Source organism: Actinoplanes philippinensis (assembly GCF_900113015.1).
GTDB lineage: Bacteria > Actinomycetota > Actinomycetes > Mycobacteriales > Micromonosporaceae > Actinoplanes > Actinoplanes philippinensis.
Map to the genome: position 1 here is coordinate 94,185 of NZ_FONV01000014.1, position 25,539 is coordinate 119,723.

Annotated in this window: 23 protein-coding genes and 1 pseudogene; 21 read left to right on the forward strand and 3 right to left on the reverse strand. The window is 68.9% G+C overall.

All coding sequences use genetic code 11. The features are described 5' to 3' along the window. The first annotated feature begins 55 nt into the window (after window positions 1-55). From BM290_RS34135 to BM290_RS34225, 19 genes and pseudogenes are all read left to right on the forward strand, one after another. On the forward strand, window positions 56-1,351 hold the full coding sequence (locus BM290_RS34135; protein ID WP_093620061.1) for a geranylgeranyl reductase family protein: 1,296 nt from the start codon (window positions 56-58) through the stop codon (window positions 1,349-1,351). A 92-nt stretch (window positions 1,352-1,443) separates the two neighbouring features. Next, complete coding sequence (locus BM290_RS34140) at window positions 1,444-1,809, forward strand: NADH-quinone oxidoreductase subunit A (RefSeq protein ID WP_425319650.1); 366 nt, start codon at window positions 1,444-1,446, stop codon at window positions 1,807-1,809. 43 nt (window positions 1,810-1,852) lie between these two features. Next, the gene (locus tag BM290_RS34145; RefSeq protein WP_093620062.1) at window positions 1,853-2,524 is read left to right on the forward strand and encodes a NuoB/complex I 20 kDa subunit family protein; all 672 of its coding nucleotides are present in this window, start codon (window positions 1,853-1,855) and stop codon (window positions 2,522-2,524) included. Beyond that, a complete protein-coding gene (locus BM290_RS34150) occupies window positions 2,521-3,228 on the forward strand; it encodes an NADH-quinone oxidoreductase subunit C (protein ID WP_093620063.1) in 708 nt (235 codons plus the stop codon). Before BM290_RS34145 ends, BM290_RS34150 begins: the two co-directional genes overlap by 4 nt. Further along, window positions 3,225-4,550, forward strand: a complete 1,326-nt coding sequence (locus BM290_RS34155; protein WP_093620064.1) for an NADH-quinone oxidoreductase subunit D — start codon at window positions 3,225-3,227, stop codon at window positions 4,548-4,550. Before BM290_RS34150 ends, BM290_RS34155 begins: the two co-directional genes overlap by 4 nt. Beyond that, window positions 4,547-5,371, forward strand: a pseudogene (nuoE, locus tag BM290_RS34160) (NADH-quinone oxidoreductase subunit NuoE); the annotation flags it as partial. The gene BM290_RS34155 and the pseudogene nuoE, both read left to right, overlap by 4 nt. An 8-nt stretch (window positions 5,372-5,379) precedes the next feature. Further along, window positions 5,380-6,696 carry an NADH-quinone oxidoreductase subunit NuoF gene (nuoF, locus tag BM290_RS34165; RefSeq protein ID WP_093620066.1) on the forward strand — a complete coding sequence of 439 codons (1,317 nt, stop codon included), beginning with the start codon at window positions 5,380-5,382 and terminating at the stop codon, window positions 6,694-6,696. Between the two features lies 1 nt (window position 6,697). Next, complete coding sequence (locus BM290_RS34170; RefSeq protein WP_093620067.1) at window positions 6,698-9,196, forward strand: NADH-quinone oxidoreductase subunit G; 2,499 nt, start codon at window positions 6,698-6,700, stop codon at window positions 9,194-9,196. After that, complete coding sequence (gene nuoH / locus BM290_RS34175; RefSeq protein WP_093620068.1) at window positions 9,193-10,542, forward strand: NADH-quinone oxidoreductase subunit NuoH; 1,350 nt, start codon at window positions 9,193-9,195, stop codon at window positions 10,540-10,542. The genes BM290_RS34170 and nuoH overlap by 4 nt, the downstream gene beginning before the upstream one ends. A 1-nt stretch (window position 10,543) precedes the next feature. Beyond that, a complete protein-coding gene (nuoI, locus tag BM290_RS34180; RefSeq protein WP_093620069.1) occupies window positions 10,544-11,104 on the forward strand; it encodes an NADH-quinone oxidoreductase subunit NuoI in 561 nt (186 codons plus the stop codon). Beyond that, window positions 11,101-11,844, forward strand: a complete 744-nt coding sequence (locus BM290_RS34185) for an NADH-quinone oxidoreductase subunit J (RefSeq protein WP_093620070.1) — start codon at window positions 11,101-11,103, stop codon at window positions 11,842-11,844. Before nuoI ends, BM290_RS34185 begins: the two co-directional genes overlap by 4 nt. Beyond that, window positions 11,841-12,140 (forward strand): NADH-quinone oxidoreductase subunit NuoK, encoded by a 300-nt coding sequence (gene nuoK / locus BM290_RS34190; RefSeq protein WP_093620071.1) that lies wholly within the window; start codon window positions 11,841-11,843, stop codon window positions 12,138-12,140. The genes BM290_RS34185 and nuoK overlap by 4 nt, the downstream gene beginning before the upstream one ends. 11 nt (window positions 12,141-12,151) lie before the next feature. Continuing rightward, window positions 12,152-14,071 (forward strand): NADH-quinone oxidoreductase subunit L, encoded by a 1,920-nt coding sequence (nuoL, locus tag BM290_RS34195; RefSeq protein ID WP_093620072.1) that lies wholly within the window; start codon window positions 12,152-12,154, stop codon window positions 14,069-14,071. Then, window positions 14,068-15,609 carry an NADH-quinone oxidoreductase subunit M gene (locus tag BM290_RS34200; RefSeq protein ID WP_093620073.1) on the forward strand — a complete coding sequence of 514 codons (1,542 nt, stop codon included), beginning with the start codon at window positions 14,068-14,070 and terminating at the stop codon, window positions 15,607-15,609. Before nuoL ends, BM290_RS34200 begins: the two co-directional genes overlap by 4 nt. 2 nt (window positions 15,610-15,611) lie before the next feature. After that, window positions 15,612-17,144 carry an NADH-quinone oxidoreductase subunit NuoN gene (nuoN, locus tag BM290_RS34205; RefSeq protein WP_093620074.1) on the forward strand — a complete coding sequence of 511 codons (1,533 nt, stop codon included), beginning with the start codon at window positions 15,612-15,614 and terminating at the stop codon, window positions 17,142-17,144. An 85-nt stretch (window positions 17,145-17,229) separates the two neighbouring features. After that, on the forward strand, window positions 17,230-18,144 hold the full coding sequence (locus BM290_RS34210; protein ID WP_093620075.1) for a pyridoxamine 5'-phosphate oxidase family protein: 915 nt from the start codon (window positions 17,230-17,232) through the stop codon (window positions 18,142-18,144). A gap of 127 nt (window positions 18,145-18,271) precedes the next feature. Beyond that, a complete protein-coding gene (locus BM290_RS34215) occupies window positions 18,272-19,264 on the forward strand; it encodes a polyprenyl synthetase family protein (protein WP_373871129.1) in 993 nt (330 codons plus the stop codon). Between the two features lie 272 nt (window positions 19,265-19,536). Further along, window positions 19,537-20,331, forward strand: coding sequence for an IclR family transcriptional regulator (locus tag BM290_RS34220; protein ID WP_093620077.1), 795 nt, complete (start codon window positions 19,537-19,539; stop codon window positions 20,329-20,331). 127 nt (window positions 20,332-20,458) lie between these two features. After that, a complete protein-coding gene (locus tag BM290_RS34225; protein WP_093620078.1) occupies window positions 20,459-21,127 on the forward strand; it encodes an anti-sigma factor family protein in 669 nt (222 codons plus the stop codon). Here the strand turns inward: BM290_RS34225 and rarD are convergent. The 3 genes from rarD to BM290_RS34240 form a co-directional block, all read right to left on the reverse strand. Continuing rightward, window positions 21,124-22,041, reverse strand: coding sequence for an EamA family transporter RarD (gene rarD / locus BM290_RS34230; RefSeq protein ID WP_093620079.1), 918 nt, complete (start codon window positions 22,039-22,041; stop codon window positions 21,124-21,126). The genes BM290_RS34225 and rarD overlap by 4 nt on opposite strands. A 98-nt stretch (window positions 22,042-22,139) precedes the next feature. Further along, window positions 22,140-22,514, reverse strand: coding sequence for a phage holin family protein (locus tag BM290_RS34235; protein WP_093620080.1), 375 nt, complete (start codon window positions 22,512-22,514; stop codon window positions 22,140-22,142). Between the two features lie 104 nt (window positions 22,515-22,618). After that, the gene (locus tag BM290_RS34240) at window positions 22,619-24,403 is read right to left on the reverse strand and encodes a hypothetical protein (RefSeq protein WP_093620081.1); all 1,785 of its coding nucleotides are present in this window, start codon (window positions 24,401-24,403) and stop codon (window positions 22,619-22,621) included. Window positions 24,404-24,668: 265 nt separating this feature from the next. Here BM290_RS34240 and BM290_RS34245 point away from each other — a divergent pair, with 265 nt between their 5' ends. Next, a complete protein-coding gene (locus BM290_RS34245) occupies window positions 24,669-24,986 on the forward strand; it encodes a WXG100 family type VII secretion target (RefSeq protein ID WP_239143919.1) in 318 nt (105 codons plus the stop codon). 16 nt (window positions 24,987-25,002) lie between these two features. Next, a complete protein-coding gene (locus BM290_RS34250) occupies window positions 25,003-25,296 on the forward strand; it encodes a WXG100 family type VII secretion target (protein ID WP_093620083.1) in 294 nt (97 codons plus the stop codon). The last annotated feature ends 243 nt before the right edge of the window (window positions 25,297-25,539 follow it).

The window sequence follows — 25,539 nt, forward strand, 5'->3', positions numbered from 1 at the left end:
GAGGCATGCTTGTGAACTAATTCACGAGCATCCCGAGCGAGGCGGAGGTTGGACCGTGAACGACCACGTAGCGAGTGGGCCCGTCGCCGACGAGGCGGACGTGATCGTGGTCGGAGCGGGCCCGGGCGGTTCCGCGGCGGCGTACCACCTGGCTCGGCACGGCGTCCGGGTCCTGCTCCTGGAGAAGACCGAGTTCCCCCGCGAGAAGGTCTGCGGCGACGGCCTGACCCCGCGCGCGGTCCGCCAGCTCATCCGGATGGGTGTCGACACCTCGGAGAAAGCGGGCTGGCTGCAGAACCGGGGCCTGCGGGTGATCGGTGGCGGCGTCCGGCTCGAGCTGGACTGGCCCGAGCTGGCCAGCTTCCCCAACTACGGCCTCGTCCGTACCCGGATGGACTTCGACGACATGCTGGCCCGGCGCGCGGTCGAGGCCGGCGCCCTGCTGCGGACCGGGGTGAACGTCACCGGCCCGGTGCAGAACGACGACGGCTACGTGATCGGCGTCGAGGCCAAGGTCGGTCCCGGCAAGGAGCCGGCTCAGTTCCGGGCTCCGCTGGTGATCACCGCGGACGGCGTCTCCGGCAAGTTCCCCCTCGCGCTCGGCCTGGCCAAGCGCGACGACCGGCCGCTCGGTGTGGCGGTCCGGCGGTATTACCACTCGGCGGTCAAGGCCGACGACGACTACCTGGAGTCCTGGCTGGAGCTGCGCAGCGCGCAGGACCCGGCGCGGCTCCTGCCCGGCTACGGCTGGATCTTCGGGCTGGGCGACGGCCGGGTCAACGTGGGCCTCGGCATCCTCAACTCATCCGACGCGTTCGGCAAGACGAACTACCGGCACCTGCTCACCGACTGGCTCGGCAGCACCCCCGAGGAGTGGGGCCTGCGCGACGAGGACAACGCGGACGGCCCGACCCTGGGCGCCGCTCTGCCGATGGGCTTCAACCGGGTGCCGCACTACACCCGTGGCGTGCTGCTGGTCGGCGACTCCGGCGGCATGGTCAACCCGATGAACGGCGAGGGCATCGCCTACGCGATGGAGTCCGGCGAGATGGCGGCCGAGGTGGCGGTGCAGGCCCTGGCCCGTCCGTTCGGCCCCGAGCGCGAGCGGGCTCTCCAGGCGTACCCCGCCGAGTTGAGTCTCCGGTTCGGTGGTTATTACCGGATCGGCGGGATCTTCGTGAAGCTGATCGGCAATCCGCAGATCATGAGGTTGGCGACCAAGTACGGCATGCCGCAGCCCCTGCTCATGAAGTTCGTCCTCAAGCTCCTGGCCAACCTCACCGACCCCCGGGGTGGCGACGCCATGGATCGCATCATCAACGGTTTGACCAAGGTGGCGCCCTCCGTCTGACTTGGAAATCAGGCAAATCAGGCACCCCGACCAAAGGACAGCACAACCACAGTAACTAGTGTGAAGCGGCTAACAGTCGTACGGGAGTAGAAATGACGATCAACCCTTATGTCCCGATCGTCGGGTTGCTGATTCTAGGCGCCCTGTTCGCGTTGTTCTCGGTGTCCGTCGCCCCCATCGTCGGGCCCAAGCGCTTCAACCGCGCGAAACTCGACGCTTATGAGTGCGGAATCGAGCCGGCGCCAACGCCGATCGGTGGCGGGCGGTTCCCGGTGAAGTTCTACCTGACCGCCATGCTCTTCATCATCTTCGACATCGAGACCATCTTCCTGTACCCGTGGGCCGTCTCCTTCGACATGCTCGGCCTGTTCGGGTTCGTGGAGATGGTCCTGTTCATCCTCACCGTCTTCATCGCCTACGCGTACGTATGGCGGCGCGGCGGCCTCAACTGGGACTGACCCCAACGACTTTTTAGGTCTTCTCACTGGAAGGCATTGCGACATGGGAATCGAAGAGAAACTCCCGGCAGGCATCCTGCTGACGAGCGTCGAGAAACTGTCCAACTACGCTCGGAAGTCGTCGTTCTGGGGCGCCACGTTCGGCCTCGCCTGCTGCGCCATCGAGATGATGGCCTCCGGTGGTCCCCACTACGACCTCGGTCGCTGGGGGATGGAGGTGTTCCGGGCCTCGCCCCGTCAGGCCGACCTGATGATCGTGGCGGGCCGGGTCAGTCAGAAGATGGCCCCGGTGGTCCGGCAGATCTACGACCAGATGCCCGAGCCGCGATCGGTGATCTCGATGGGTGTCTGTGCGTCCTCCGGCGGGATGTTCAACAACTACGCGATCGTCCAGGGTGTCGACCACATCATTCCGGTCGACGTCTACCTCCCGGGCTGTCCCCCGCGCCCGGAAATGCTGATCGACGCGATCCTCAAGATGCGCGAGAAGGTCATGGCGCAACCCCTCGGCCCCAACGGCCGGAAGATGCTCGAAGCTCGGCAGGCCGAGGGCCGAACTCCGATCGTCGCCCCGGGAGCCATGCCGTCGTCCTACCGTGTGGACAAGGTCCGTCGTGAGGAATGGACCCAGGCCGTCAAAGAGGGACGCGAAGAGCAATTGCGGATCGAGAACTGGATGAAGCTCCAGCCGCATTTGCGGGAGGCCCACAAATGAGTATTGAGCCCGGAACTCAGGGTAGTGTCCCGGCGGGCGCCGAATTGGGTGCTCCGGCACAGACGCCGCCCAGCCCGGATAAGGGCATGTTCGGCGTCAAGGGGACCGGAGACGTTTCCGGCTTCGGTCGCCTGGTCCGCCCTCGACCTGCTGTTTTTGACAGCCCACGGCCTTACGGCGGGTATTTCGACGACGTCTATGACGCGTTGGAAGAAGCTTATCCGGCCCTCTCCGAAGCCATCGAGAAGGTGGTCGTAGATAGGGCCGAACTCACACTTCACGTACGTGCCGAGCACATCGCCGAGGTGTGTCAGGTAATGCGTGACGACGCCTCGCTGCGCTTCGAACTGTGTTCGTCCGTTGACGGAGTGGATTATCTCAGCTCCGACGAGCGCCGTTTTCACGTCGCTTATCAATTGACTTCGATGACCTATCGCCGCCGCGTGCGGCTGGAGGTCGCGGTGGCCGAGGGCGTCACCGTTCCGAGCGTCACCCGGGTCTACCCGACCGCGGACTGGCAGGAGCGCGAGGTCTACGACATGTTCGGCGTCGTCTTCGCCGGCCACCCGAACCTCACCCGCATCCTCATGCCGGACGACTGGGAGGGCCACCCCCAGCGCAAGGACTACCCACTCGGCGGCGTGCCCGTCGAGTACAAGGGCGCCGAGATTCCGCCTCCCGACCAGCGGAGGGTCTACCAGTGACCACATCTGAGTACGCAGCCGAGCGCGAGACGACCGAGGGCCGGGTCTTCACGGTCACCGGTGGCGACTGGGACAGCATCACGTCCAGCATCGACCCGCTCAGCAACGAGAAGATCGTCGTCAACATGGGCCCGCAGCACCCGTCGACACACGGCGTGCTCCGGCTCGTGCTGGAGCTCGAGGGCGAGACGGTCACCGAGGCCCGTCCGGTCATCGGCTACCTGCACACCGGCATCGAGAAGAACCTCGAATACCGGAACTGGACGCAGGGCGTCACCTTCGTGACCCGCATGGACTACCTCGCGAACATGTCGAACGAGGTGGCCTACTGCCTCGCGGTGGAGAAGCTGCTCGGCGTCACCGACCAGATCACCGAGCGGACCAACACGATCCGCGTCATGTTCATGGAGCTCCAGCGGATCGCCTCGCACCTGGTCTGGCTCGCGACCACGGGCATGGAGCTGGGCGCGATCTCGATGATGCTGTACGGCTTCCGCGAGCGGGAGTACATCCTCGACATCTTCGAGGAGACCTCCGGCCTGCGGATGAACAACGGCTACATCCGCCCCGGCGGCCTCGCGCAGGACGTGCCGGAGTCCGCGATCCGCAAGATCCGCGACTTCCTCAAATACCTGCCGAAGAAGCTCAAGGAGTACGAGGCCATGCTGTCCGGCCAGATCATCTGGCAGCAGCGGACACAGGGCGTCGCCGTGCTGGACGTGACCGGGTGCCTCGCGCTCGGCATCACCGGCCCGGTGCTGCGCTCGGCGGGCCTGCCCTGGGACCTGCGCAAGACCATGCCGTACTGCGGCTACGAGAACTACGAGTTCGACGTGCCGACCGCGACGACCGCCGACGTCTGGGGCCGGTACCTGGTCCGGATGGCGGAGATCCGGGAGTCGCTGAAGATCGTCGAGCAGGCTCTGGACCGTCTCAAGCCCGGGCCGATCTGGATCGAGGACAAGAAGATCGCCTGGCCGTCGCAGCTGGCGCTCGGCCTCGACGGGCTCGGGAACTCCCTCGAACACGTCGCCAAGATCATGGGTCAGTCGATGGAGTCGCTGATCCACCACTTCAAGCTCGTCACCGAGGGCTTCCGGGTTCCGCCCGGCCAAGTCTATGTCGCGGTCGAGCACCCGCGTGGCGAACTCGGCGTGCACGCGGTCTCCGACGGGGGCACCCATCCGTACCGGGTGCACTACCGCGAGCCGAGCTTCGTGAACCTCCAGGCCATTCCCGCGATGGCCGAGGGCGCCCTGTTGGCCGACGTGATCGCCGGCGGCGCTTCGCTGGATCCCGTGATGGGTGGGTGTGACCGATGACAACGGTGGAATTCTCGCCGGCCGCCGAACCGCTGGCGGCGAAACTTCTCGAACCGGCCAGGGAGATCCTGGCCCGGTACCCGGCCGGCCGGGAGCGCTCGGCCCTGCTGCCGCTGCTGCACCTGGTGCAGACCGAGGAGGGGTACGTCAGCCCGAACGGGGTGGCGTTCTGCGCCGAGGTGCTGGGCATCAACAAGGCCCAGGTAGGGGCGGTCGCGACCTTCTACACCATGTACAAGCGCCGGCCCACCGGTGAGTACCTGGTCAGCGTCTGCACCAACACCCTCTGCAACGTCCTGGGCGGCCAGGAGGTGTACGACCAGCTGGTCGAGCACCTCGGCGTCGGCCACGACGAGACCACGGCCGACGGCAAGATCACGCTGGAGCACGCCGAGTGCCTCGCGGCCTGCGATTACGCGCCGGTGGTGACGGTCAACTACGACTTCACCGTCGACCAGGCCACCCCGGAGAGCGCAGTCGAGCTGGTGGAGAACCTGCGCCAGGGCCGCGAGCACACCCCGGCGCGTGGTGCGCGGATCTGCTCGCTCAAGGAGATGCAGTACCAGCTCGCCGGGTTCGCGGACCCCCGCGACGGGGCGGTCGCCGACGGCGTGGCCGGCGCACCCACCCTGCGCGGCGTGCGGCTCGCGCAGGAGCACGGTGTCGCGGTGGCCGGGTTCGACCCGGACACCCCGATCACCAAGACCAAGCCGCTGCCCAAGGACGAGGTGGCCACCAAGGCCGAGGCGGCCGGCGTGGCCGCGAACAAGCCGGCCTCCGACGCCAAGCCCGCCGGTGACGCCCGCCCGAGTGGTGGGGAGGGAGCGAAGTGACCCAGCCACGGCAGGAGGTCCTGCAGAAACTCACCCCGGTCCTGACCAAGCGCTGGCTGTCGCCGGACGCCTGGCAGATCGGGGTCTACGAGCAGCTGGACGGCTACCGCGCGATCCGCAAGGCGCTCGACGTGCACCCGGACGACCTGATCCAGCTGATCAAGGACTCCGGCCTGCGCGGCCGCGGCGGCGCCGGCTTCCCGACCGGCCTCAAGTGGGGCTTCATCCCGCAGGGCGACGGCAAGCCGCACTACCTGGTGATCAACGCCGACGAGGGCGAGCCGGGCACCTGCAAGGACCTGCCGCTGATGACCTACGACCCGCACTCGCTGGTCGAGGGCGCGATCATCGCCTCCTACGCGATCCGTGCGAACCGGGCGTTCATCTACATCCGCGGTGAGGCGGTACACGCCGCTCGCCGGCTGCGCAACGCCGTCCAGGAGGCGTACGCCAAGGGGTATCTCGGCAAGAACATCCTTGGCTCGGGATTCGACCTCGACCTGGTCGTCCACAGCGGCGCCGGGGCGTACATCTGTGGTGAAGAGACCGCATTGCTGGACTCTCTCGAAGGGTTCCGTGGGCAGCCCCGTCTGCGCCCGCCGTTCCCGGCGATCGCCGGTCTCTACGCCAGCCCGACCGTGGTCAACAACGTCGGCACCATCGCCAGCGTGCCCTACATCGTGCTGGGCGGCGCCGACTGGTGGAAGAGCATGGGCACGGAGAAGTCGTCCGGCCCGATGATCTATTCGCTGTCCGGCCGGGTGGTCAATCCCGGTCAGTACGAGTGCGGCCTCGGCATCACCCTGCGCGAGCTGATCGAGCTGGCCGGCGGCATGCAGCCCGGTCACAACCTGAAGTTCTGGACGCCGGGTGGCTCGTCGACGCCGCTGCTGACCGCCGAGCACATCGACACCCCGATGGACTTCGAGGGCGTAGCGGCGGCCGGCTCGATCCTCGGCACCACGGCGATGCAGATCTTCTCGGACCAGGACTGCCCGGTCTACAACACGTGGCGGTGGCTGGAGTTCTACCACCACGAGTCGTGCGGCAAGTGCACCCCGTGCCGGGAGGGCAACTACTGGATGGTGCGCACCTACCGGCGGATTCTCGCCGGTCACGGCACCGTCAAGGACCTGGACACCCTGCAGGACACCGCCGACAACATCTTCGGCCGGTCCTTCTGCGGCCTCGGCGACGGCGCGGCGACGCCGGTCGTGTCGACGCTCAAGTGGTTCCGGGACGACTACCTCGGCTACATCGAGGGCCGCACCGCGCCGCGGCTCTCCGAGAAGTCCCTCGTAGGAGCGCACTGATATGACGGATGTTCAGAAGAGGGCCGATCAGGTCTCTCTCATCATCGACGGCGTAGAGGTCGTCGCGGAGAAGGGCGAGCTGGTCATCCGGGTCGCCGAGCGGATGGGCATCGCCATCCCGCGGTTCTGCGACCACCCGCTGCTCGCCCCGGCCGGCGCCTGCCGGCAGTGCCTCGTCGAGGTGGAGGGCCAGCGCAAGCCGGTCGCCTCCTGCACCCAGACGGTGGCCGAGGGCATGGTGGTCAAGACCCAGCTCAGCTCGCCGGTCGCCGCGAAGGCGCAGGCCGGCGTGATGGAGCTGCTCCTGATCAACCACCCGCTCGACTGCCCCACCTGCGACAAGGGCGGTGAGTGCCCGCTGCAGAACCAGGCGATGAGCACCGGCCGCGCCGACTCGCGGTTCAAGGAGGAGAAGCGGGAGTACGAGAAGCCGATCCACATCTCCAGCCAGGTGCTCCTCGACCGCGAGCGCTGCGTGCTGTGCCAGCGGTGCACCCGGTTCTCCGAGGAGATCGCCGGTGACAAGTTCATCGACCTGATGGACCGGTCCTCCGGCGAGCAGATCAACGTCTACCGGGACGACTTCTTCGGCGGCGCCGGCACCGGCGACGGGCAGGTCGGCGAGGGCGAGGGCGACGTCGCGTTCAACTCGTACTTCTCCGGCAACACCATCCAGATCTGCCCGGTCGGCGCGCTGACCGGCGAGCAGTACCGGTTCCGGGCCCGCCCGTTCGACCTGGTCTCCACGCCGAGCGCCTGTGAGCACTGCGCCTCCGGCTGCTCGCAGCGCACCGACCACCGCCGTGGAAAGGTGCTGCGCCGGCTGGCCGGTGACGACCCGGCGGTGAACGAGGAGTGGAACTGCGACAAGGGCCGCTGGGGTTTCCGCTACGCCACCGCCACCGACCGCATCCTGACCCCGCAGATCCGCGACACCAAGACCGGCGAGCTGCGGGAAGCCTCCTGGAGTGAGGCGCTGCTCGCGGCGGCCGAGGGGCTCAAGGCCGCCAAGGAGCGCGGCGTGGGTGTCCTCACCGGCGGCCGGCTCACCGTCGAGGACGCGTACGCCTACGCGAAGTTCGCCCGGACCGTCCTCGGCACCAACGACGTCGACTTCCGGGCCCGGCCGCTGCGCGCGACCGGCTCGCCGGTGACCACCACCGAGGAGGCCGACTTCCTGGCCGCCGCGGTCGCCGGGATCACCGAGGTGACGTACGAGCAGGTGGAGAACGCCCCGTCGGTGGTGCTCGCCGGACTGGAGCCGGAGGAGGAGTCACCGATCCTCTTCCTGCGCCTGCGCAAGGGCCACATCCGCCGGAAGCTCCGGGTCACGGCTGTCTCGGCGTACCTCTCCCGCGGTCTGGAGAAGATCGGCGCCGCGCTCGTCGCGGCAGTCCCCGGTGACGAGGCGCACATCCTCGCGTCCGACGCCGCGGTGGCCGAGGCACTCGGCGCACCCGGCGCCCTGCTGATCGTCGGGGAGCGCCTGGCCACCGTGCCGGGCGCGCTCAGCGCGGCCGCCGACCTGGCCGCTCGCACCGGCGCCAAGCTCGCGTGGGTGCCCCGCCGGGCCGGCGACCGCGGCGCGATCGACGCCGGCTGCCTGCCCAACCTGCTGCCCGGCGGCCGTCCGGTGACCGACGACGCGGCCCGAGCCGCGTTGTCGCTGGCCTGGAAGGTCGACGCCGGAGTCGTGCCCGGCACCCCCGGCCGCGACACCGACCGGATCATCGCGGCGGCCGCGGACGGCACCCTCGGCGCCCTGCTGGTCGGCGGTGTGGACCCGGCCGACCTGGCCGACCCGACGCTCGCCGAGAACGCGCTGGACACGGTGCCGTTCCTGGTCAGCCTGGAGATGCGGCAGAGCGCCGTGACCCGGCGGGCCGACGTGGTCCTGCCGATCGCGCCGGCCGTGGAGAAGGCCGGCACGTACATGGACTGGGAGGGCCGGCTCCGGTCGTTCGGCGCGGTGCTGAAGAGCACCGCGATGACCGACGGCCGGGTGCTGGAGGCGATCGCCGCCCTGCTCGACGTCAGCCTGAACACCGGCGACGTCAACGCGGTCCGTCGTGAGCTGGGCGGGCTGCCCGGCAGCACGCTGCCGAGCCCGGTCCGTCCGAGCGTCGCGGCCGCCCGTGCCGCGCAGCCGGCCGAGAACCAGGCGGTCCTCGCCACCTGGCACCAGCTGATCGACCTGGGCTCGCTGCTCGACGGCGACCAGGTGCTGGCCGGCACCGCGCGGCCGCCGGTCGCCCGGATCGGCAAGGACCTGGCCGAGTCGCTCGGGCTCGCCGACGGTGACCTGGTCACGGTCGGCACCGACCGGGGCTCGATCACGCTGCCGGCCGCGATCACCGATCTGCCGCCGCGGGTGGTGTGGCTGCCGACGAACTCGCCGGGCTCGACGGTCCGGCGCAGTCTCGGGGTCACCGCCGGTGCGGTGGTCACCCTGACGGCCGGCGTCCCCGGCCCGATCCTCGCCGAGGAGGCGGCCCGATGACCTCGTTCGTCACGGCGGCCACGGCCGTCGACCCGACTCTCGAGACGTTCGAGAACGACATCTGGTGGATCGTCCTCATCAAGCTGGTCGGCGTCTTCGCGCTGCTCCTGCTGCTGACGCTGTTCACCATCAACTACGAGCGCAAGGTCGTGGCCCGGATGGCGGTCCGGCCGGGCCCCAACCAGGTCGGCCCCAAGGGCTGGTTGCAGAGCCTCACCGACGGCCTGAAACTGCCGTTCAAGGAGGAGATCATCCCGAAGACCGCCGACAAGGTGGTCTACTTCATCGCTCCGGTGATCTCCGCGACCACGGCGTTCACCGCGTTCTCGGTGATGCCGTTCGGCGGCGTGGTGAACATGTTCGGTCACCAGACCGCGCTGCAGCTCACCGACGTGCCGGTCTCGGTGCTGGTGCTGCTGGCCTGTTCGTCGATGAGCGTCTACGGCGTGGTGCTGGCGGGCTGGGCGTCCGGCTCGACCTACCCGCTGCTCGGTGGCCTGCGGTCGAGCGCTCAGATGATCTCGTACGAGGTCGCGATGGGCCTGTCGATCGTGGCGGTGTTCATGACCGCCGGCACGATGAGCACCTCGCAGATCGTCGCGGCGCAGGCCTCGGGCGACCCGGTGCAGCTCTTCGGTTTCGAGGTGACCGCCCCCGGGTGGTATGCGGTGCAGCTCCTGCCGAGCTTCATCATCTACATGATCGCGGCGGTCGGTGAGACCAACCGGGCACCGTTCGACCTCCCCGAGGCGGAGTCCGAGCTGGTCGGCGGCTTCCACACGGAGTACTCGTCGTTCAAGTTCGCGCTGTTCTTCCTCGCCGAGTACATCAACATGATCACCGTCTCGGCCTTCTGCACCACGCTCTTCCTGGGTGGATGGCGGGCTCCGGCCCCGATCACCACGTTCTGGGAGGGTGCGAACTCCGGCTACTGGCCGCTGCTCTGGTTCTTCGGCAAGGTGCTGATCCTGCTCTTCGGCTTCATCTGGCTGCGGGCCACGCTCCCCCGGATGCGCTACGACCAGTTCATGCGCTTCGGGTGGAAGGTCCTCATCCCGGTCAGCCTGGTGTGGATCCTCTTCCTGGCGTTCTTCAAGGTCGCCCGCAGCGGCGCCATCTCGGACACCACCCGCTGGGTCACCACCGGCGTCGTGGCGGTGCTCGTTCTGGCGATCGCCTGGGGCTGGCCGTCACCGAAGAAGCCGAAACAGCTCTCCATCGAGGAGGAACTGCACCAGCGGCCGCCGGGCAGTTTCCCGGTGCCGCCGATGGACCTGCAGGTCCCGCCGAGCCCCCGAGTCCGTCGCGCGGTTGCCGAACGCGACCCCGTTTCGAAGGAGGTGTGACGTGGGTACGTTCACCGGCTCCTTCAAGGGTTTCGGCGTGACCTTCGCGCACATGTTCCGCAAGGTGATCACCACCGACTACCCGTTCTCCCCGCCGAAGCCGGCGCCGCGCTACCACGGGCGGCACATTCTCAACCGGCACCCGGACGGCCTGGAGAAGTGCATCGGCTGTGAGCTGTGCGCCTGGGCCTGCCCGGCCGACGCGATCTACGTCGAGGGTGGCGACAACACCGACGAGCAGCGGTTCTCGCCGGGCGAGCGGTACGCGAAGATCTACCAGATCAACTACGCGCGCTGCATCTTCTGCGGCCTGTGCATCGAGGCCTGCCCGACCCGGTCGCTGACCATGAGCAACGAGTACGAGCTGGCCCGCGACAGCCGCCAGGACCTGATCTTCACGAAGAAGGAGCTCCTGGCCCCGCTGCTGCCGGGCATGGAGCAGCCGCCGCACCCGATGCTGCTGGGCGAGACCGACAAGGACTACTACGTCGGCGCGCTCACCAACCCGGGCACCTCGGTGGGCGCCGAGCGCGCACCGATCTCGCAGGGAGATGCGGAATGAACGCCGTCTCCACCGGCGAGCAGGTCGCCTTCTGGATCCTCGGCTCGCTGGCCGTGATCGGGGCCCTCGGCATGGTGCTGGCCCGCAACGCGGTGCACTCCGCGCTCTGGCTGGTCGTCACGATGCTGAACCTCGGGTTCTTCTACGTGATCAACTCGGCGCCGTTCCTCGGCTTCGTGCAGATCATCGTCTACACCGGCGCGATCATGATGCTGTTCCTCTTCGTGCTGATGCTGGTCGGCCGGGACGCGTCGGACTCGCTGATCGAGACGCTGCGTGGTCAGCGGATCGCGGCGATCGTGCTCGGCATCGGGTTCGCCGCGCTGATCGGCACGGGCCTGGCCCGTGCCCTCGGCTCGACGTTCACCGTCGGCCTGGACAAGGCGAACGCGAACGGCAACGTCGAGGGCCTGGCCTCGCTCCTGTTCACCAAGTACGTCTTCGCCTTCGAGGTCACCTCGGCCCTGCTGATCACGGCCGCGGTCGGCGCGATGATCCTGGCGCACGTCGAGAAGGCCAAGGAGGACAAGCGGGACCAGGTGACCCGGATGAAGGAACGCTTCCGGCCGGGCAACTACCCCGGTCCGAAGCCCGGCCCCGGTATCTACGCGAACACCATGTCGGTGGCCGCTCCCGCCCGCCTGCCGGACGGCAACGGAGCCGAGCGGAGCATCTCGCCGATCCTGCCGGTTCGTGAGCTGAGCCAGGCGGAGGCGGCGCCGAAGGGAACCGAGAAGTGACTCCTGACTACTACCTGGTGCTGTCGGCGATCCTGTTCACCATCGGCGCCGCCGGGGTGCTGGTCCGCCGCAACGCGATCGTCCTGTTCATGTGCATCGAGTTGATGCTCAACGCCGCGAACCTCGCGCTGATCACCTTCAGCCGGATCAACGGCGGCCTGGACGGCCAGATCATCTCGTTCTTCGTGATGGTCGTCGCCGCGGCCGAGGTCGTGGTCGGCCTCGCCATCATCATGTCGATCTTCCGTACGCGACGCTCGGCGAGCGTCGACGACGCGAACCTCCTGAAGTACTGAAGGGGCCTTTCGTGGAACACACATTCGCCCCGGCGACGGGAGTGCTGAGCAACATCTGGTTGCTCGTGGCCATCCCGCTGGCCAGTGCGACCATCCTGCTGCTGCTCGGCAAACGGGCCGACAGGTGGGGGCACTGGCTCGGCGTGGCCTCGGTCGCCGCGTCGTTCGTACTCGGGCTGATCTTCTTTCTCAACCTGTCCGGCCTGGACGCCGCGAAGCGGTCCGCTGAGCTGAGCCTCTGGGACTTCATCGTGGTCGGCGATCTGAAGGTGGACTTCGGTCTGCTCTTCGACCCGCTGGCCGGTGTCTTCGTGCTGCTGATCACCGGTGTCGGCTCCCTGATCCACCTGTACGCGGTGGGCTACATGGAGCACGACCCCGGCCGGCGGAAGTTCTTCGCCTACTTCAACCTGTTCGTCTCGGCGATGCTCCTGCTGGTCCTGGGCAACAACTACGTGATGCTGTACTTCGGCTGGGAGGGCGTCGGTCTGGCGTCGTACCTGCTGATCTCGTTCTGGTACACCAGGCCGTCGGCGGCCACCGCCGGCAAGAAGGCGTTCCTGATGAACCGGGTCGGCGACGCCGGCCTGGCGATCGGCATCTTCCTGATGTTCACCGAGCTGGGCACCACCCAGTACGACGGTGTCTTCAACGGCGTCGACAAGCTGGCCGCCGGAACCGTCCTGGCGATGGGCATCCTGCTGCTGCTCGGCGCCTGCGGCAAGTCCGGCCAGTTCCCGCTGCAGGCGTGGCTCCCGGACGCGATGGAGGGCCCGACCCCGGTCTCCGCCCTCATCCACGCCGCGACCATGGTCACCGCCGGTGTCTACCTGATCGCCCGCTCCAACCCGATCTTCTCGGCCAACGAGACGCTGCAGCTGATCGTGGTCAGCATCGGCGCGGTCACCCTGCTGATGGGCTGTCTCATCGGCGCGGCCAAGGACGACATCAAGCGGGTCCTGGCCTGGTCGACGGTCTCCCAGATCGGCTACATGTTCCTCGGCGTCGGGCTCGGCGGCGGGGCGTACGCCCTGGCGATCGTCCACCTGCTGGCGCACGGCTTCTTCAAGGCCAACATGTTCCTCGGGGCCGGCTCGGTCATGCACGGGATGCACGACCAGGTCGACATCCGGCGGTTCGGCGGCCTGTCGAAGCACATGAAGATCACCTGGCTGACCTTCGGCACCGGCTGGCTCGCGATCATCGGCATCCCGCCGCTGTCCGGCTTCTTCTCGAAGGAGCCGATCATCGCGGCCGCCTTCGAGGGCGAAGGATGGCAGCCCTGGGTCTTCGGTGGCGCGGCGCTGCTCGGCGCGGGCCTGACCGGCTTCTACATGACCCGGCTCTTCGTGCTCACGTTCCACGGCCCGGCGCGCTGGACCGAGGACAACAAGCACCCGCACGAGTCCCCGGCGATCATGACGATCCCGCTGATCCTGCTCGCGATCGGCTCGGTCGCGGCCGGTGGCCTGATGGCCAGCACCGTGCCGGACTGGCTGACGCCGGTACTGGGTGAGCACGGCGAGGAGCACGCGACGGTGCTCCCGCATGTGGTGCTGCAGATCCTGGGCATCGTGATCCCGGTGATCGGCGCGGGACTGGCCTGGGCGCTGTTCCGCAACGGCACGGCGCTCGAACCGGAGCCGGCCGGTGTGCTGGTCACCGCGGCCCGGCGCAACCTCTATACCGACGCGTTCAACGAGGCGGTGTTCGAGCGTCCCGGGGTCTACCTGACCCGGGCGCTGGTCTTCCTCGACAACAAGGGGATCGACGGCGTGGTCAACGGCATCGCCGCCGGCATCGGCGGTGGTTCCGGCAGGCTGCGGCGGCTGCAGACCGGCTTCGTCCGGTCGTACGCGCTGTCCATGCTCACCGGCGCCATGCTCGTGGTCGGCGCCTTCCTCGCGATCCAGCTGGGGTGGTTGGCGTGAAAGACTTTCCGTTCCTTTCCGTCCTCACGCTCCTGCCCCTGGTGGGGGCCCTGGTGGTGGCGTTCATCCCGCGGACCAAGGCGGGGCTGGCCAAGACGGTCGCGCTCGGCTGGTCCGTGCTGGTCCTGGCGCTGAGCGTCGTCATGTGGCTGGCGTGGACCGTCGACGGCGGCGAGCGCTTCCAGTTCCGGGAGTCGTACACCTGGATCCCGGCCTGGGGCGCCAACTTCACCTTCGCGGCCGACGGCATCGCGCTCGTCATGCTGATGCTGATCGCCGTCCTGTTCCCGGTCGTCATCCTGGCGTCCTGGAACGACGTCGACCAGAGCACCCGGTCGGCCCCGGCCTACTTCGCGCTGCTGCTGTCCTTCGAGTTCACGATGATCGGGGTGTTCGCCGCGGCGGACATCTTCCTGTTCTACGTGTTCTTCGAGATCATGCTGATCCCGATGTACTTCATCATCGGGTCGTTCGGCAGCGGCCAGAAGCAGTACGCGGCGGTCAAGTTCTTCCTCTACAGCCTGGTCGGCGGCCTCTTCATGCTGGCCTCCGTGATCGGGCTGTGGGTGCTCGGCGGGCACACCTTCGACTTCACGAAGCTGGCCGAGTCGACCGCGTCGATCGACCAGAACACCGCCCGGTGGCTGTTCCTCGGCTTCTTCGTGGCGTTCGCGATCAAGGCGCCGTTCTTCCCGTTCCACACCTGGCTGCCCGACTCCGGTGGGGCGGCTCCGGCCGGCGCCGCGGCGCTGCTGGTCGGCGTGATGGACAAGGTCGGCACGTTCGGCATCCTGCGCTACTGCCTCTCGCTCTTCCCGGAGGCGTCGCACTGGTTCGCCCCGGCCGCCATGGTGCTCGCGGTGATCGGCATCATCTACGCGGCCCTGCTGGCGGTCGGCCAGAACGACCTCAAGCGCCTGGTGTCGTACACCTCGATCGCGCACTTCGGTTTCATCGGCATCGGCATCTTCGCCTTCACCACGCAGGCCGGGACCGGTGCGGTGCTGTACATGGTCAACCACGGCCTGGCCACCGGCCTGCTGTTCATCGTGGTCGGCATGTTCGTGGCGCGGCGCGGGTCGTCGCTGGTCAGCGACTTCGGCGGGGCCGGCAAGCTGATGCCGGTGCTGGCCGGGGTGCTGTTCTTCGCCGGTCTCGCCTCGCTGGCGCTGCCCGGCACCGCCCCGTTCGTCAGTGAGTTCCTGGTCCTGATCGGCACCTTCAGCACCAACAAGGGGTACGCCGTGGTGGCCACCCTGGGCATCGTGCTGGCCGCGGCGTACGTGCTGTGGATGATCCAGCGGACCACCCAGGGCACCCTGAACCCGGCCCTCACCGAGGTGCCGGCGATGTCGAAGGACATCACCCTGCGCGAGAAGGTGGTCGTCGCGCCGCTGATCGTGCTGCTCCTGGTGCTCGGCTTCTACCCGAAGCCGATCACCGATGTGATCAATCCCGCGGTGCAGGCGACGATGCAGGACGTCGGCGCGAAGGACCCGGTCCCCAACGTGGAGGCCGGCGGAAAGGTGGGCGGCTGACCATGGAACAGTTGAAACTGCCCCCGATCGACTACGGAGCACTGCTCCCGATGCTGATCCTCTTCGGCGCGGCGTGTCTCGGCGTGCTGGTCGAGGTGGTCGTCCCGCGCCGGGCCCGCAATGCCGTACAACTGTCGCTCGCCCTGCTCTCCGTGGTGGCCTCCCTGGTCGCCGTGGTGCTGGAGCGCGGTACCCGGACGATCACCATCGGCGGCGCGGTCGCCGTGGACGGGCCGACCCTGTTCCTGCAGGGTTCGATCCTGGTGCTCGGCGGGGTCTCGCTGATGCTGATCGGGGAGCGCTCGATCGAGCGGGGCGGCGTGTTCGTCTCCCAGGCGGCCGTCACCGCCGGCTCGCAGAAGGACGCCCAGCAGGCCGGTGGGCAGCCGGGCGCCACCGAGGTGTACCCGCTGAGCGTCTTCGCGCTCGGCGGCATGCTCCTCTTCGTGGCGGCGAACGACCTGCTCACCATGTTCGTGGCGCTGGAGGTCTTCTCGCTGCCGCTCTACCTGCTGTGCGCGCTGGCCCGTCGCCGGCGGCTGCTCAGCCAGGAGGCCGCGCTCAAGTACTTCCTGCTCGGCTCGTACGCCTCGGCGTTCTTCCTGTTCGGGGTGGCCTTCATCTACGGCTTCGCCGGCGGGATCCAGCTGAGCGTCGTGCACGAGGCGGTCGCCAACCCGCAGCGCAGCCAGGTGCTGCTCTACGTGGGCCTGGGCATGGTCGCGATCGGCCTGCTCTTCAAGGCCGCGCTGGCGCCGTTCCACGTCTGGACGCCGGACGTCTACCAGGGCGCTCCGACGCCGGTCACCGCGTTCATGGCGGCCTGCACCAAGGTCGCCGCGTTCGGGGCCCTGCTGCGGGTGCTCTACGTGGCGTTCGAGGGGGTGCGCTGGGACTTCCAGCCGGTCCTCGGCGGCATCGCAGTGCTCACCATGTTCGTCGGCGCGGTCCTGGCGGTCACCCAGACCGACCTGAAGCGCCTGCTGGCCTACTCGTCGATCGCGAACGCCGGATACCTCATGGTGGGTGTCCTCGCGCTCAACGACGAGGGGCTCAGCAGCACGATGTTCTACCTGGTCGCGTACGGGTTTTCGGTGCTCGCCGCGTTCGCGATCATCAGTCTGGTGCGCGACCCGGACGGCGAGGCCACCCACCTGTCGAAGTGGGCCGGCATCGGCCGGAAGAGCCCGCTGCTCGCCGGGATCTTCACGTTCATCCTGCTCGCCTTCGCCGGCATCCCGCTGACCAGTGGTTTCACCAGCAAGTTCGCGGTCTTCGGGGCGGCTGTCGAGGGCGGCCAGACCTGGCTGGTGATCTTCGGTGTGATCACGAGCATGCTGTTGGCGTTCCCGTACCTGCGGGTCGTCGTGCTGATGTGGCTGTCCGAGCCGGGGGAGTCCACCCCGGCGGTCTCCATCCCGGGCTTCCTCACCTCGGCGGTGCTGGGTCTCGGCGTCCTCGTGACCGTGGCGCTCGGTGTCGTACCGGCGCCGCTGATCGATCTGACCCGAGAGGCAGCGCAGTTCGTCCGCTGATTCTGATCAGCGCGTGAAGGCCCCGGCGAGCGCCGGGGCCTTCGTCGTTCATCGGTTGTCGATCGGGTGCGGCTAGCTTCGCCGCGTGTCTGACCCGAGCGTGTTCAACGAGACCCTCCAGGCCTACCGGACGTGCGAGTTCGCCACCCTGACCAGGAGCGGGGCGCCGATCGCCTGGCCGACCTCCGGGCTGGTCCGGAAGGACGGCACGATCCTGCTCACCACCTCGCTGGGTTACCCCCGGAAGGCCCTCAACATCAGGCGGGACGGGCGGGTGGCACTGCTCTTCTCCGACCCCACCGCGAGCGGTCTGAAGCAGCCTGAGCAGATTCTGGTACGGGGTGACGCGATCTGCCCGGACGAGATCCGCGTGCGGCCCGAGGGCGACCTGGAGGCGTTCTGGGAGCTGCTGCTGGCACGGCAGCCGCACTCGCAGTCCTACCTGGACTGGCCGATGACGGCGATGACCGATTTCTACTACATGAGGCTGCTGATCACCGTCACTCCGACGGAGATCGTCGAGCGGCCTCTACCGGTCCCGGCCCGCCCAAAGGTGACGTCGCTGCTCGGCGCCGAGGTGCTCGCCGGCTTCGACTCGGTGGTCCTGACCGCCGTCGACAAGACCGGCGCCCCGGTGCTCCTGCGGACCACGGTGAGCCCGGCGCCCGGCGGGTACCGGGTCGGCGTGCCGGACGACGTGCCCGTCACCGAGGGACCGGCCGGGCTGCTCGTGCACCGGCACGACGACCGGCTGTGGAATCTCTACAACGCGAGCGTGCGGGGCGAGCTGATCGCCGACGGGAACGGCTGGCTGCTCAAACCGGACCGTCTCGTCGAGCCCGGCGCCCGGTACCGGGGGAGTCCGCTGGACCAGTTCCGCATCCTGCGGGACACCAAGGCGGCCACCAAGCGGTACCTGGAACGCCGTGGACTGGCCCGTCCGGTGATCCCGTGGGCGGACTACCGGGCGATCCGGTCCCGGGTCCGTCACGGGGGCTGAGTGGCCGTACCCCTGCTGTCGGGTTTTTGATCTTGTCGCGTGCCACCCTGGGACAGAAAGCGGTCGGGCGGTATGGCAAGGTGAATGTGTGGTGAGCACCGGTGATCTGACCCCGAGCGATCTCGCGCTGTCATCGCTGGGCCTCGACGTCGATCCCGCCGTGGACGAGTCGGTGTCGGCGACGCTGGCCGCTGTGGAGGTTGCGCTGCGCGGCCATCTGGCCAGCGCCGATCCGCTCGTGGCCGAGGCCGCGCGGCATCTCGCCGAGGCCGGCGGCAAGCGGTTCCGGCCGCTGCTCGTCGCGCTCGGGGCGCAGTTCGGCGACCCCGGCGCGCCGGAGATCGTCGCCGCGGCGAATGTGGTGGAGCTGACCCATCTGGCGACCCTCTACCACGACGACGTCATGGATGAGGCGCTGGTGCGCCGGGGCGCGCCGAGTGCCAACTCGCGGTGGGGCAACTCGGTGGCCATCCTGGTCGGCGACTATCTCTTCGCCCAGGCCGCCGATCTGGCCGCCACCCTCGGCACCGAGGCGGTCCACCTGCAGGCGCAGACGTTCGCGCGGCTGGTGCACGGGCAGATCGCCGAGACGGTGGGCCCGCGCGGCACCGACCCGATCGAGCATCACCTGCACGTCATCACCGAGAAGACGGCGTCCCTGATCGCCACGGCGGTCCGCTTCGGCGGGCTGTTCTCCGGCGCGCGCCCGGAGGTCGTGGAGGCGCTCGCGGGTTACGGCGAGACCATCGGCATCGCCTTCCAGCTCTCCGACGACCTGCTCGACATCACCAGCGAGTCGGTCCAGTCCGGCAAGACGCCCGGCACCGACCTGCGCGAGGGCGTCCCGACGCTGCCGGTGCTCTATGCGCTGGCCGGCGACGACACCGACGCTTCCGCGGTCCGGCTGCGGGAACTGCTGTCGGCCGGCCCGATCACCGACGACGATCTGCACGCCGAGGCGCTGACGCTGCTGCGTGACTCGGCGGCGATGAAGCGGGCGCGGGAGACCGTCCGGTCCTACGCCGAGGAGGCGCGGGCCCGCCTGGCGCCGCTGCCCGCGAGTGAGGCGAAGCGGGCGATGGAAGGTCTCTGCGACGTCATCGCCGATCGTACGAGTTGAGGCTCCCCGCCCTCCGGTAGGTTTGCTCGCCCTCGCCCTCGCCCTCGCCCTCACCGCGCCCGCGCCGCGCTCCTCCCTCGCGAGGAGCGTGTGCTCTCGCCCCCGCTCGCCCCCGTTTGTGTGGGGCAAAGCGGGCATTACGGAATTTCTCCACTGCGGACAGTTCCGCCGGTCGCACGCGCTGTGTAAATCGACCGTGATCCACTCCTGTTTGGCATTCCGTCCGAGGCCGATTGTTCATATGGTGTAAGTCCCTGGCCTCGGAGGTAGCTGTGCGTGACCCCCTAGCGGAGCCGTCAGATCTCATCCGGAGCGTTTCGCGTGCCCTGCGCGTGCTGGAGTCCGTGGGCCGGGCTCCGCGCGGACTCACCGTGAAACAGATCGCCCGTCGATGCGAGCTGACCGTCGCGACGACGTATCACCTCGTCCGGACTCTCGCCTACGAGGGCTATGTGATCCGGCGCGAGGACGGGACGTACATCGTCGGGCTGGAGATCGCCGATCGGTACCGTGAGCTGGTCTCCGCCTTCCGTGGGCCGCCGGCCGTCGGGGAGGCGCTGCGCCGGGCCGCCGTCGACAGTGGATACAGCCACTACCTCGGCCGGTTCGTCGGCGGGCGGATAGCCGTCACCGCCTCCGCCGAGGGCGCCCGCTCCCCGTTCCTGGACGATGTGGCGCCCGGCTTCGACGAGGGCGGCCACGCCACCGCGCTCGGCAAGGCGCTGCTCGCCACCCTCACCACCGACCAGCGCTCCCGCTACCTGCGTGACTACGGGATGCGGGCGTTCACCCCGGCCACCCTCACCACACCCGAGGCGCTGGAGGCCGATCTGGCCGCCGGCGAGCGGCGTGGCATGCAGATCGAGATGGGCCAGTTCCGGCAGGGTCTCGCCTCCGCCGCGGTGGTCGTCGTCGCCGATCGAGACATGGAGAGACGGCTGGTCCTCGCCTGCTCGATGCCCGCCGCGGAGATGCTGACCTCGGCACGAGTGGTCCGGGCGAAGCTCACCGCCGCCGCTCGCAACGTCGCCGAAGCCCTGTCCGGAGGGGAGTCCGCAACCGCCTGAACGGGTGGTCGCTCTCCGAATCCGGGCCGCCACGGCGTGAGGTGGGGGTTTAAGGAATCGTTGAACCTTAGAGCCCGATGCCGCGTACCAGAGACCGGGAGAAGTGACCCGGTTGGAGGCGGTAGGAATGCGATGCGAGGACGGGCACGACGACGCCGCCTACGTCCTTGGCGCGCTGTCGCCGATCGAACGGGCCGCATACGAGCGTCACCTGGCAACATGCTCGTTCTGCCGGGAGGCGGTCGCTGATCTGGCGCTCGTGCCGGACATGCTCGACCGGCTCGACGCCGACGAGTTCGCCAAGCTCCTCGACCCCAGTCTGTCGGACCTGTCCCGGCCGGCGCACGCGCCGTCGATCAAGAAGGTACGGGCCCGGCCGATCCGGATCGTCAGCTCGATCGCGGCTCTCGTGCTCTTTCTGATCATCGGGGGCGGGCTGGCGTACTGGGGATTGAACGCCGGTGATGCGACGAACCAGCCAACCGGGCCGTCGATCGCGATGACGAAGGTCGACCCCGCGTCGCAGATCACGGCCACCGTACGCATCACCAGCACCGGGGCCGGCAGCCGCGTCGACATGGAGTGCTCCTACAGCGACGTGGCCAAGCCGTACACGTTCCGGCTCATCGCCTACGGTCCCGACGAGCAGACCGAACAGCTCGGATCGTGGCTGGCCCAGCCGGGCAAGAAATTCCAGATGCCGGCCGCCACCCACTTCACCCAGGGCAGCTTGTCCCGGCTCGAACTGGTCCGCTCCGACGACAAGGTGATGCTCGTCTACGAGCCGCAGAGCTAGGCCGCTGCCGCCACTGCTGCCGCCGCCCGGGTGCGGGCCGCGGCCCGGGCGCTCCGGATGCCGTCCGCCGTGAAGATCAGCAGCGCCAGCCAGACCAGACCGAAGCCGGCGAGACGGGCCGGCGGCATCGGCTCGTGGTAGATCAGCAGGCCCACGGCGAGCTGCAGGATCGGCGCCAGATACTGCAGAATGCCGAGGCCGACGAGCGGCACCCGGTTGGCCGCCCCGGCGAACAGCAACAGCGGGATCGCGGTCAGCACCCCGGCCACCAGCATCAGCACGGTATGCGTCACCGAGACATGGCCGAACTCGGCCCCACCGGACAGGTTGAGCCACGTCAGGTAGGCCAGAGCGGGCAGCATCAGCACCGCCGACTCGACGAACAGCCCCTCGGCCGGCGGCAGCGACATCCGCTTCTTGATCAGGCCGTAGCAGCCGAACGACGCGGCGAGGGTCAACGCGATGTACGGCAGACGGCCGTAGTCGATCGTCAGGACCGCCACCGCCAGAGCGCCGACCCCCACGGCCGCCCACTGCAGCGGGCGCAGCCGCTCACCCAGCACCGTCACGCCGAGAATCACCACGAGCAGCGGCGTGATGAAGTAGCCGAGTGCCGTCTCCACCACGCGGGACGAGTTGACCCCGTAGATGTAGGTGCCCCAGTTGACGCCGATCAGCACCGCCGCCAGGGTGACCCCGCCGAGCAGCCGTGGCGTGCGCACCAGCCGTCCCAGGAACCGCCAGTTGCGCATCACGGTCAGCAGCAGGGCCACGAAGACGACCGACCACACCACCCGGTGCGCCAGGATCTCCAGCGGTGGCGAGGGCTGCAGCAGCTTGAAGTAGATGGGGAAGAAACCCCACATCGTGTACGCCAGGAGGCCGTACACGTATCCACGCCGCTCGTCGCTCATGCCCCCACGGTAAGGGTGGGGGCATGTTTCGGTCCTTGCGACTATGAAGCAGGTCACGAGGCCAATCCGGCCCTACTGGCCTGCTTTGTGCTCCGCGCTCAGTCGCCGTCCGGAACCAGCATGTTCAGCAGCCAGCTCACGATGCCGACCAGCAGCGCGCCGAGCACCGCCGGAAGCACGCCGTCCACGTGGAAGGCCAGGTCCAGCTTGTCGGCGATCCAGCTGGTGAGCAGCAGGAGCAGGCCGTTGACCAGCACCGCCACCAAGCCCAGCGTGAGAACGTAGAGGCCGCAGCCGATGGTCTTGATGATCGGCCGGAGAACCGCATTGACCAGGCCGAAGATCACCGCGACGGCGAGCAGTGTGCCCGCCTTGTTGGCGGCGGAGTCGGCGGTCAGCTCGATGCCGTCGATCACCAGAGTCGCGATCCACAGCGATACGGCGGTGATCACCAGCCGGATGAGGATGCCCATGGCCGGGAATGGTGCCATGGCCCGTCCACCAGTGGAAACGACACCCCGCGATCTTTCTGAGATCTATGCCGGAGTTAAGGCTCGTCCGCTCGGTCCTTCCGGCCTCACGCCGTGGTCAGGGAGGGGGCACGGACCGGCTCGCCGATCAGGCTCTGCTCGATGGGGGTCTGCGAGAAGACCGCCCAGCGGACCGCCCGCCGGTTGATCACGGCCACCATGTCGGTGCGCATCCGGGGAAAGTACGACGCGGTCTCGCCCAGCCCCAGCGTGCCGCCCAGCAGGGTCGCCTCCGCCGGGGTGAGCCGCTGCAGCATCACCAGGTCGGCCTCGGTGGCGTGCGGGACGTCCGCGGGGCCGAACTCGTCTCGTACCACCAGGGTGGTCTGCCAGCCCGCATCCCGTGCCGGCTCCGGACCACCGGGAGCACCGCCGGTGTCGAGGACGGTCAACGTCGGATGCCGCACCGACCCGGCCGGGGCGTCGAAGGGGCGGCCCGGCGGCAGGATCGTGATCGCCTCCCCGGGCACGGCCGCGCCCCGGGCGAACGGCTCCCAGGCGTGCGGACGAGTCGTCCGGACCACGACCCGCGCCCCCGTCGCCATCGCCCGGAACGCCAGCAACTGCGCGCCCGGCAGCCCGCCCACCAGCAGAGCCCGGGTCGGCTCCGGCCGGAACAGGCGCAGCAGCACCGCCCCGCCGCCCTGATTGCGGCCGATCATCAGGCCCGCCGGGCTGATCGGGAGCTCGGGAGCGCCGATCCGCCGGCCGTCCACGGCCTCGCCACCGAGCGGGAGCGTGGCCGCCAGACCCGGCAACTGCGCGCCCTCGAGCCGGCGCAGCCGGACCCGGTCGGCGGAGAGCAGGGTGCGCAGCGCCCGGACCGCCGTGTCCAGCGCGGTGACGTCGGGCGCCGCGACCCGGACGACGAGTCCGGTCGCGGTCAGGGACACCGTGGTCGCGGCCGCCGGCAGATGCAGGATCCGGGTGATCAGGTTGCCGGTGAGGCCGGCCCCCGACGCGGGCCGGCACCGGAACGTCGCCTGGACCAGGCCACCCAGGCGCAGCGACGACCAGCTCTCCCGGGCACTGTCCGGCCCGGCGCCGGTCTCGGCGTTGGCCAGATCGGCGATCGCCCGCAACGCGGCCACCTCACCCAGCGGCCGGGCCGTCGACGGCCCCAGGCGGCGGGTCAGGCGCCGGGTCATCCCGGCCAGGCTCCGGCGCAGCTCGTCGTCGGACCAGCCGCCGGCGCGGGAGACCCGCAGCGCCAGCACCGCCCGCAGATGGCTGAGCGAGCTGCCCTCGGCAAGGGTCCGGTAGGAACTCTGCGCCGGACCGGCGCCGCCCCGGGCGGTCGGCGCCGGGACCGCGCTCAGCACCAGCTGGGCGCGCACCCGTGGCTGGTCGCCGACGGCCTGGTCACGGCCGGTTGCGTGGAGCAGGGCCGCGAAGGACGGGATCGCGGACGCCTCGTCGGCCGGGTCGCCCAGCTCGATCAGCACGGTCAGCCCGGAGTCGTCGGCGAGGACCGCGGCCGTGGCGCCCGGCACGTCCAGGCCGGTCAGCCGGACCCGGGGCGCCGCGTAGGCCAGTAGGGCGGTGCTGCTGTCGATCGAGGCGGAACGGCGGCGGCCGGCATAGCGGGCCAGGACACCGAGCCACTGGAAAGCCCACCGGCCGCGCAGCCGCAGCCAGGTCAGGGTCAGCAGCCCGGCGGCGACGACCACCGCGGGCACCATGGCCAGCCCGCCGGCCACCAGACCGGCCAGCACCACGGCCACGGCGACCTGGGTGGCCACGATCTGCTCCGGCCGGGCGCCGAGCAGCCGGCCGGCCGGGCGCTGCCGGATCAAGGACTCGGCCGCCGGGACCGCGCTCTCGGTGCTCACGAACCGCCTCCCCCGTCGCCGGACATCCATTTACCCTCGTGCGCGGCTCATCGTAGGGCAGTTATCCACAGCTCGATGGCCGGGCGGCGAGGTTATCCACAGGTTCCCGTTCCGGGGCTGACGTGGGTCGTATCGGGCGGCTAACGTCGTCGCTGTTGTTTCGCGGCGAGCCTCCCGGCCTGATCGTGAACGGCCAAACCTAGTGGCACGCGTCGATGTATCAGCGGTCCACAGCGGATCAAGTTGTGAAAGGGGTGACGCCCAGATGTCGCAGACCGAAAGCCAGTCCGCGCAGATGGCGAGTACCGCCAACGAGTTCGACCGGATCAACGGCTCGCTCCAGAGCATGCTCAGCACGCTGATGAACGAGCTGTCCACCCTCAGCTCGGCCTGGAAGGGTCAGGGCGCGCTCGCGTTCGAGCACGTGAAGAACGAGTATGCGAACGACCTGAAGCGGCTCAACGAGGCTCTCGCCGAGACCGCCCAGGGGATCCGCACGTCCGGACAGAGTTACGAGCGCTCCGACGCCGACGCCGCGTCCAGCATCGGCCGGACCGGCGGCCAGTTCACCCTGCCGCTCTGACCTACCGGAGGAAGTCATGAACGACGGTCACCTGCTCGTCAATTTCCACTCGCTCCACCAGGCGCGGATGGACATCGCGAAGGCGGTGAACAAGCTCACCGCCGACCTGGAGTATCTCGAGGGTGAGGGCAAGAAGCTGCTGGGCACCTGGTCGGGCGAGGCTCAGCAGGCTTACGAGGAGCGCCAGCGCAAGTGGCAGTCGGCCTCCCAGGATCTGCAGACCATCCTGGCGCAGATCGGGTCGGCCCTCGAGAAATCGCGAGACGACTACCAGCAGACCGAGCGGGCCGCGACTCAGCGGTTCCAGTGAGTCGCTGAGTCGATCGGGTCGCCCGTTCGCGTAAAAGGCGCTGCCGGCTCCCGCGGTTACCATGGGTAATATTGCGATCACGCTGAGCCATTGGTGCAAGCCCGCGGGGTCCGGACGGCCCCTTTCCGGAGACGTCTCAGGCCCAACCTTACGGTCAGCATGCCGCCGCCCATTGTGATTGTGGCCTGACCTTGTAGGTTATACGCGTTGAGTTGGCTCGTTGACACGCGTGGGGAGAGGTGG

Coding starts and splice junctions, on each gene's coding strand:
- BM290_RS34140 (WP_425319650.1), top strand. CDS start 1,444: ATGACGATCAACCCTTATGTCCCGATCGTCGGGTTGCTGATTCTAGGC.
- BM290_RS34145 (WP_093620062.1), top strand. CDS start 1,853: ATGGGAATCGAAGAGAAACTCCCGGCAGGCATCCTGCTGACGAGCGTC.
- BM290_RS34150 (WP_093620063.1), top strand. CDS start 2,521: ATGAGTATTGAGCCCGGAACTCAGGGTAGTGTCCCGGCGGGCGCCGAA.
- BM290_RS34170 (WP_093620067.1), top strand. CDS start 6,698: ATGACGGATGTTCAGAAGAGGGCCGATCAGGTCTCTCTCATCATCGAC.
- nuoH (WP_093620068.1), top strand. CDS start 9,193: ATGACCTCGTTCGTCACGGCGGCCACGGCCGTCGACCCGACTCTCGAG.
- BM290_RS34185 (WP_093620070.1), top strand. CDS start 11,101: ATGAACGCCGTCTCCACCGGCGAGCAGGTCGCCTTCTGGATCCTCGGC.
- nuoN (WP_093620074.1), top strand. CDS start 15,612: ATGGAACAGTTGAAACTGCCCCCGATCGACTACGGAGCACTGCTCCCG.
- BM290_RS34225 (WP_093620078.1), top strand. CDS start 20,459: ATGCGATGCGAGGACGGGCACGACGACGCCGCCTACGTCCTTGGCGCG.
- rarD (WP_093620079.1), bottom strand. CDS start 22,041: ATGAGCGACGAGCGGCGTGGATACGTGTACGGCCTCCTGGCGTACACG.
- BM290_RS34235 (WP_093620080.1), bottom strand. CDS start 22,514: ATGGGCATCCTCATCCGGCTGGTGATCACCGCCGTATCGCTGTGGATC.
- BM290_RS34245 (WP_239143919.1), top strand. CDS start 24,669: ATGTCGCAGACCGAAAGCCAGTCCGCGCAGATGGCGAGTACCGCCAAC.
- BM290_RS34250 (WP_093620083.1), top strand. CDS start 25,003: ATGAACGACGGTCACCTGCTCGTCAATTTCCACTCGCTCCACCAGGCG.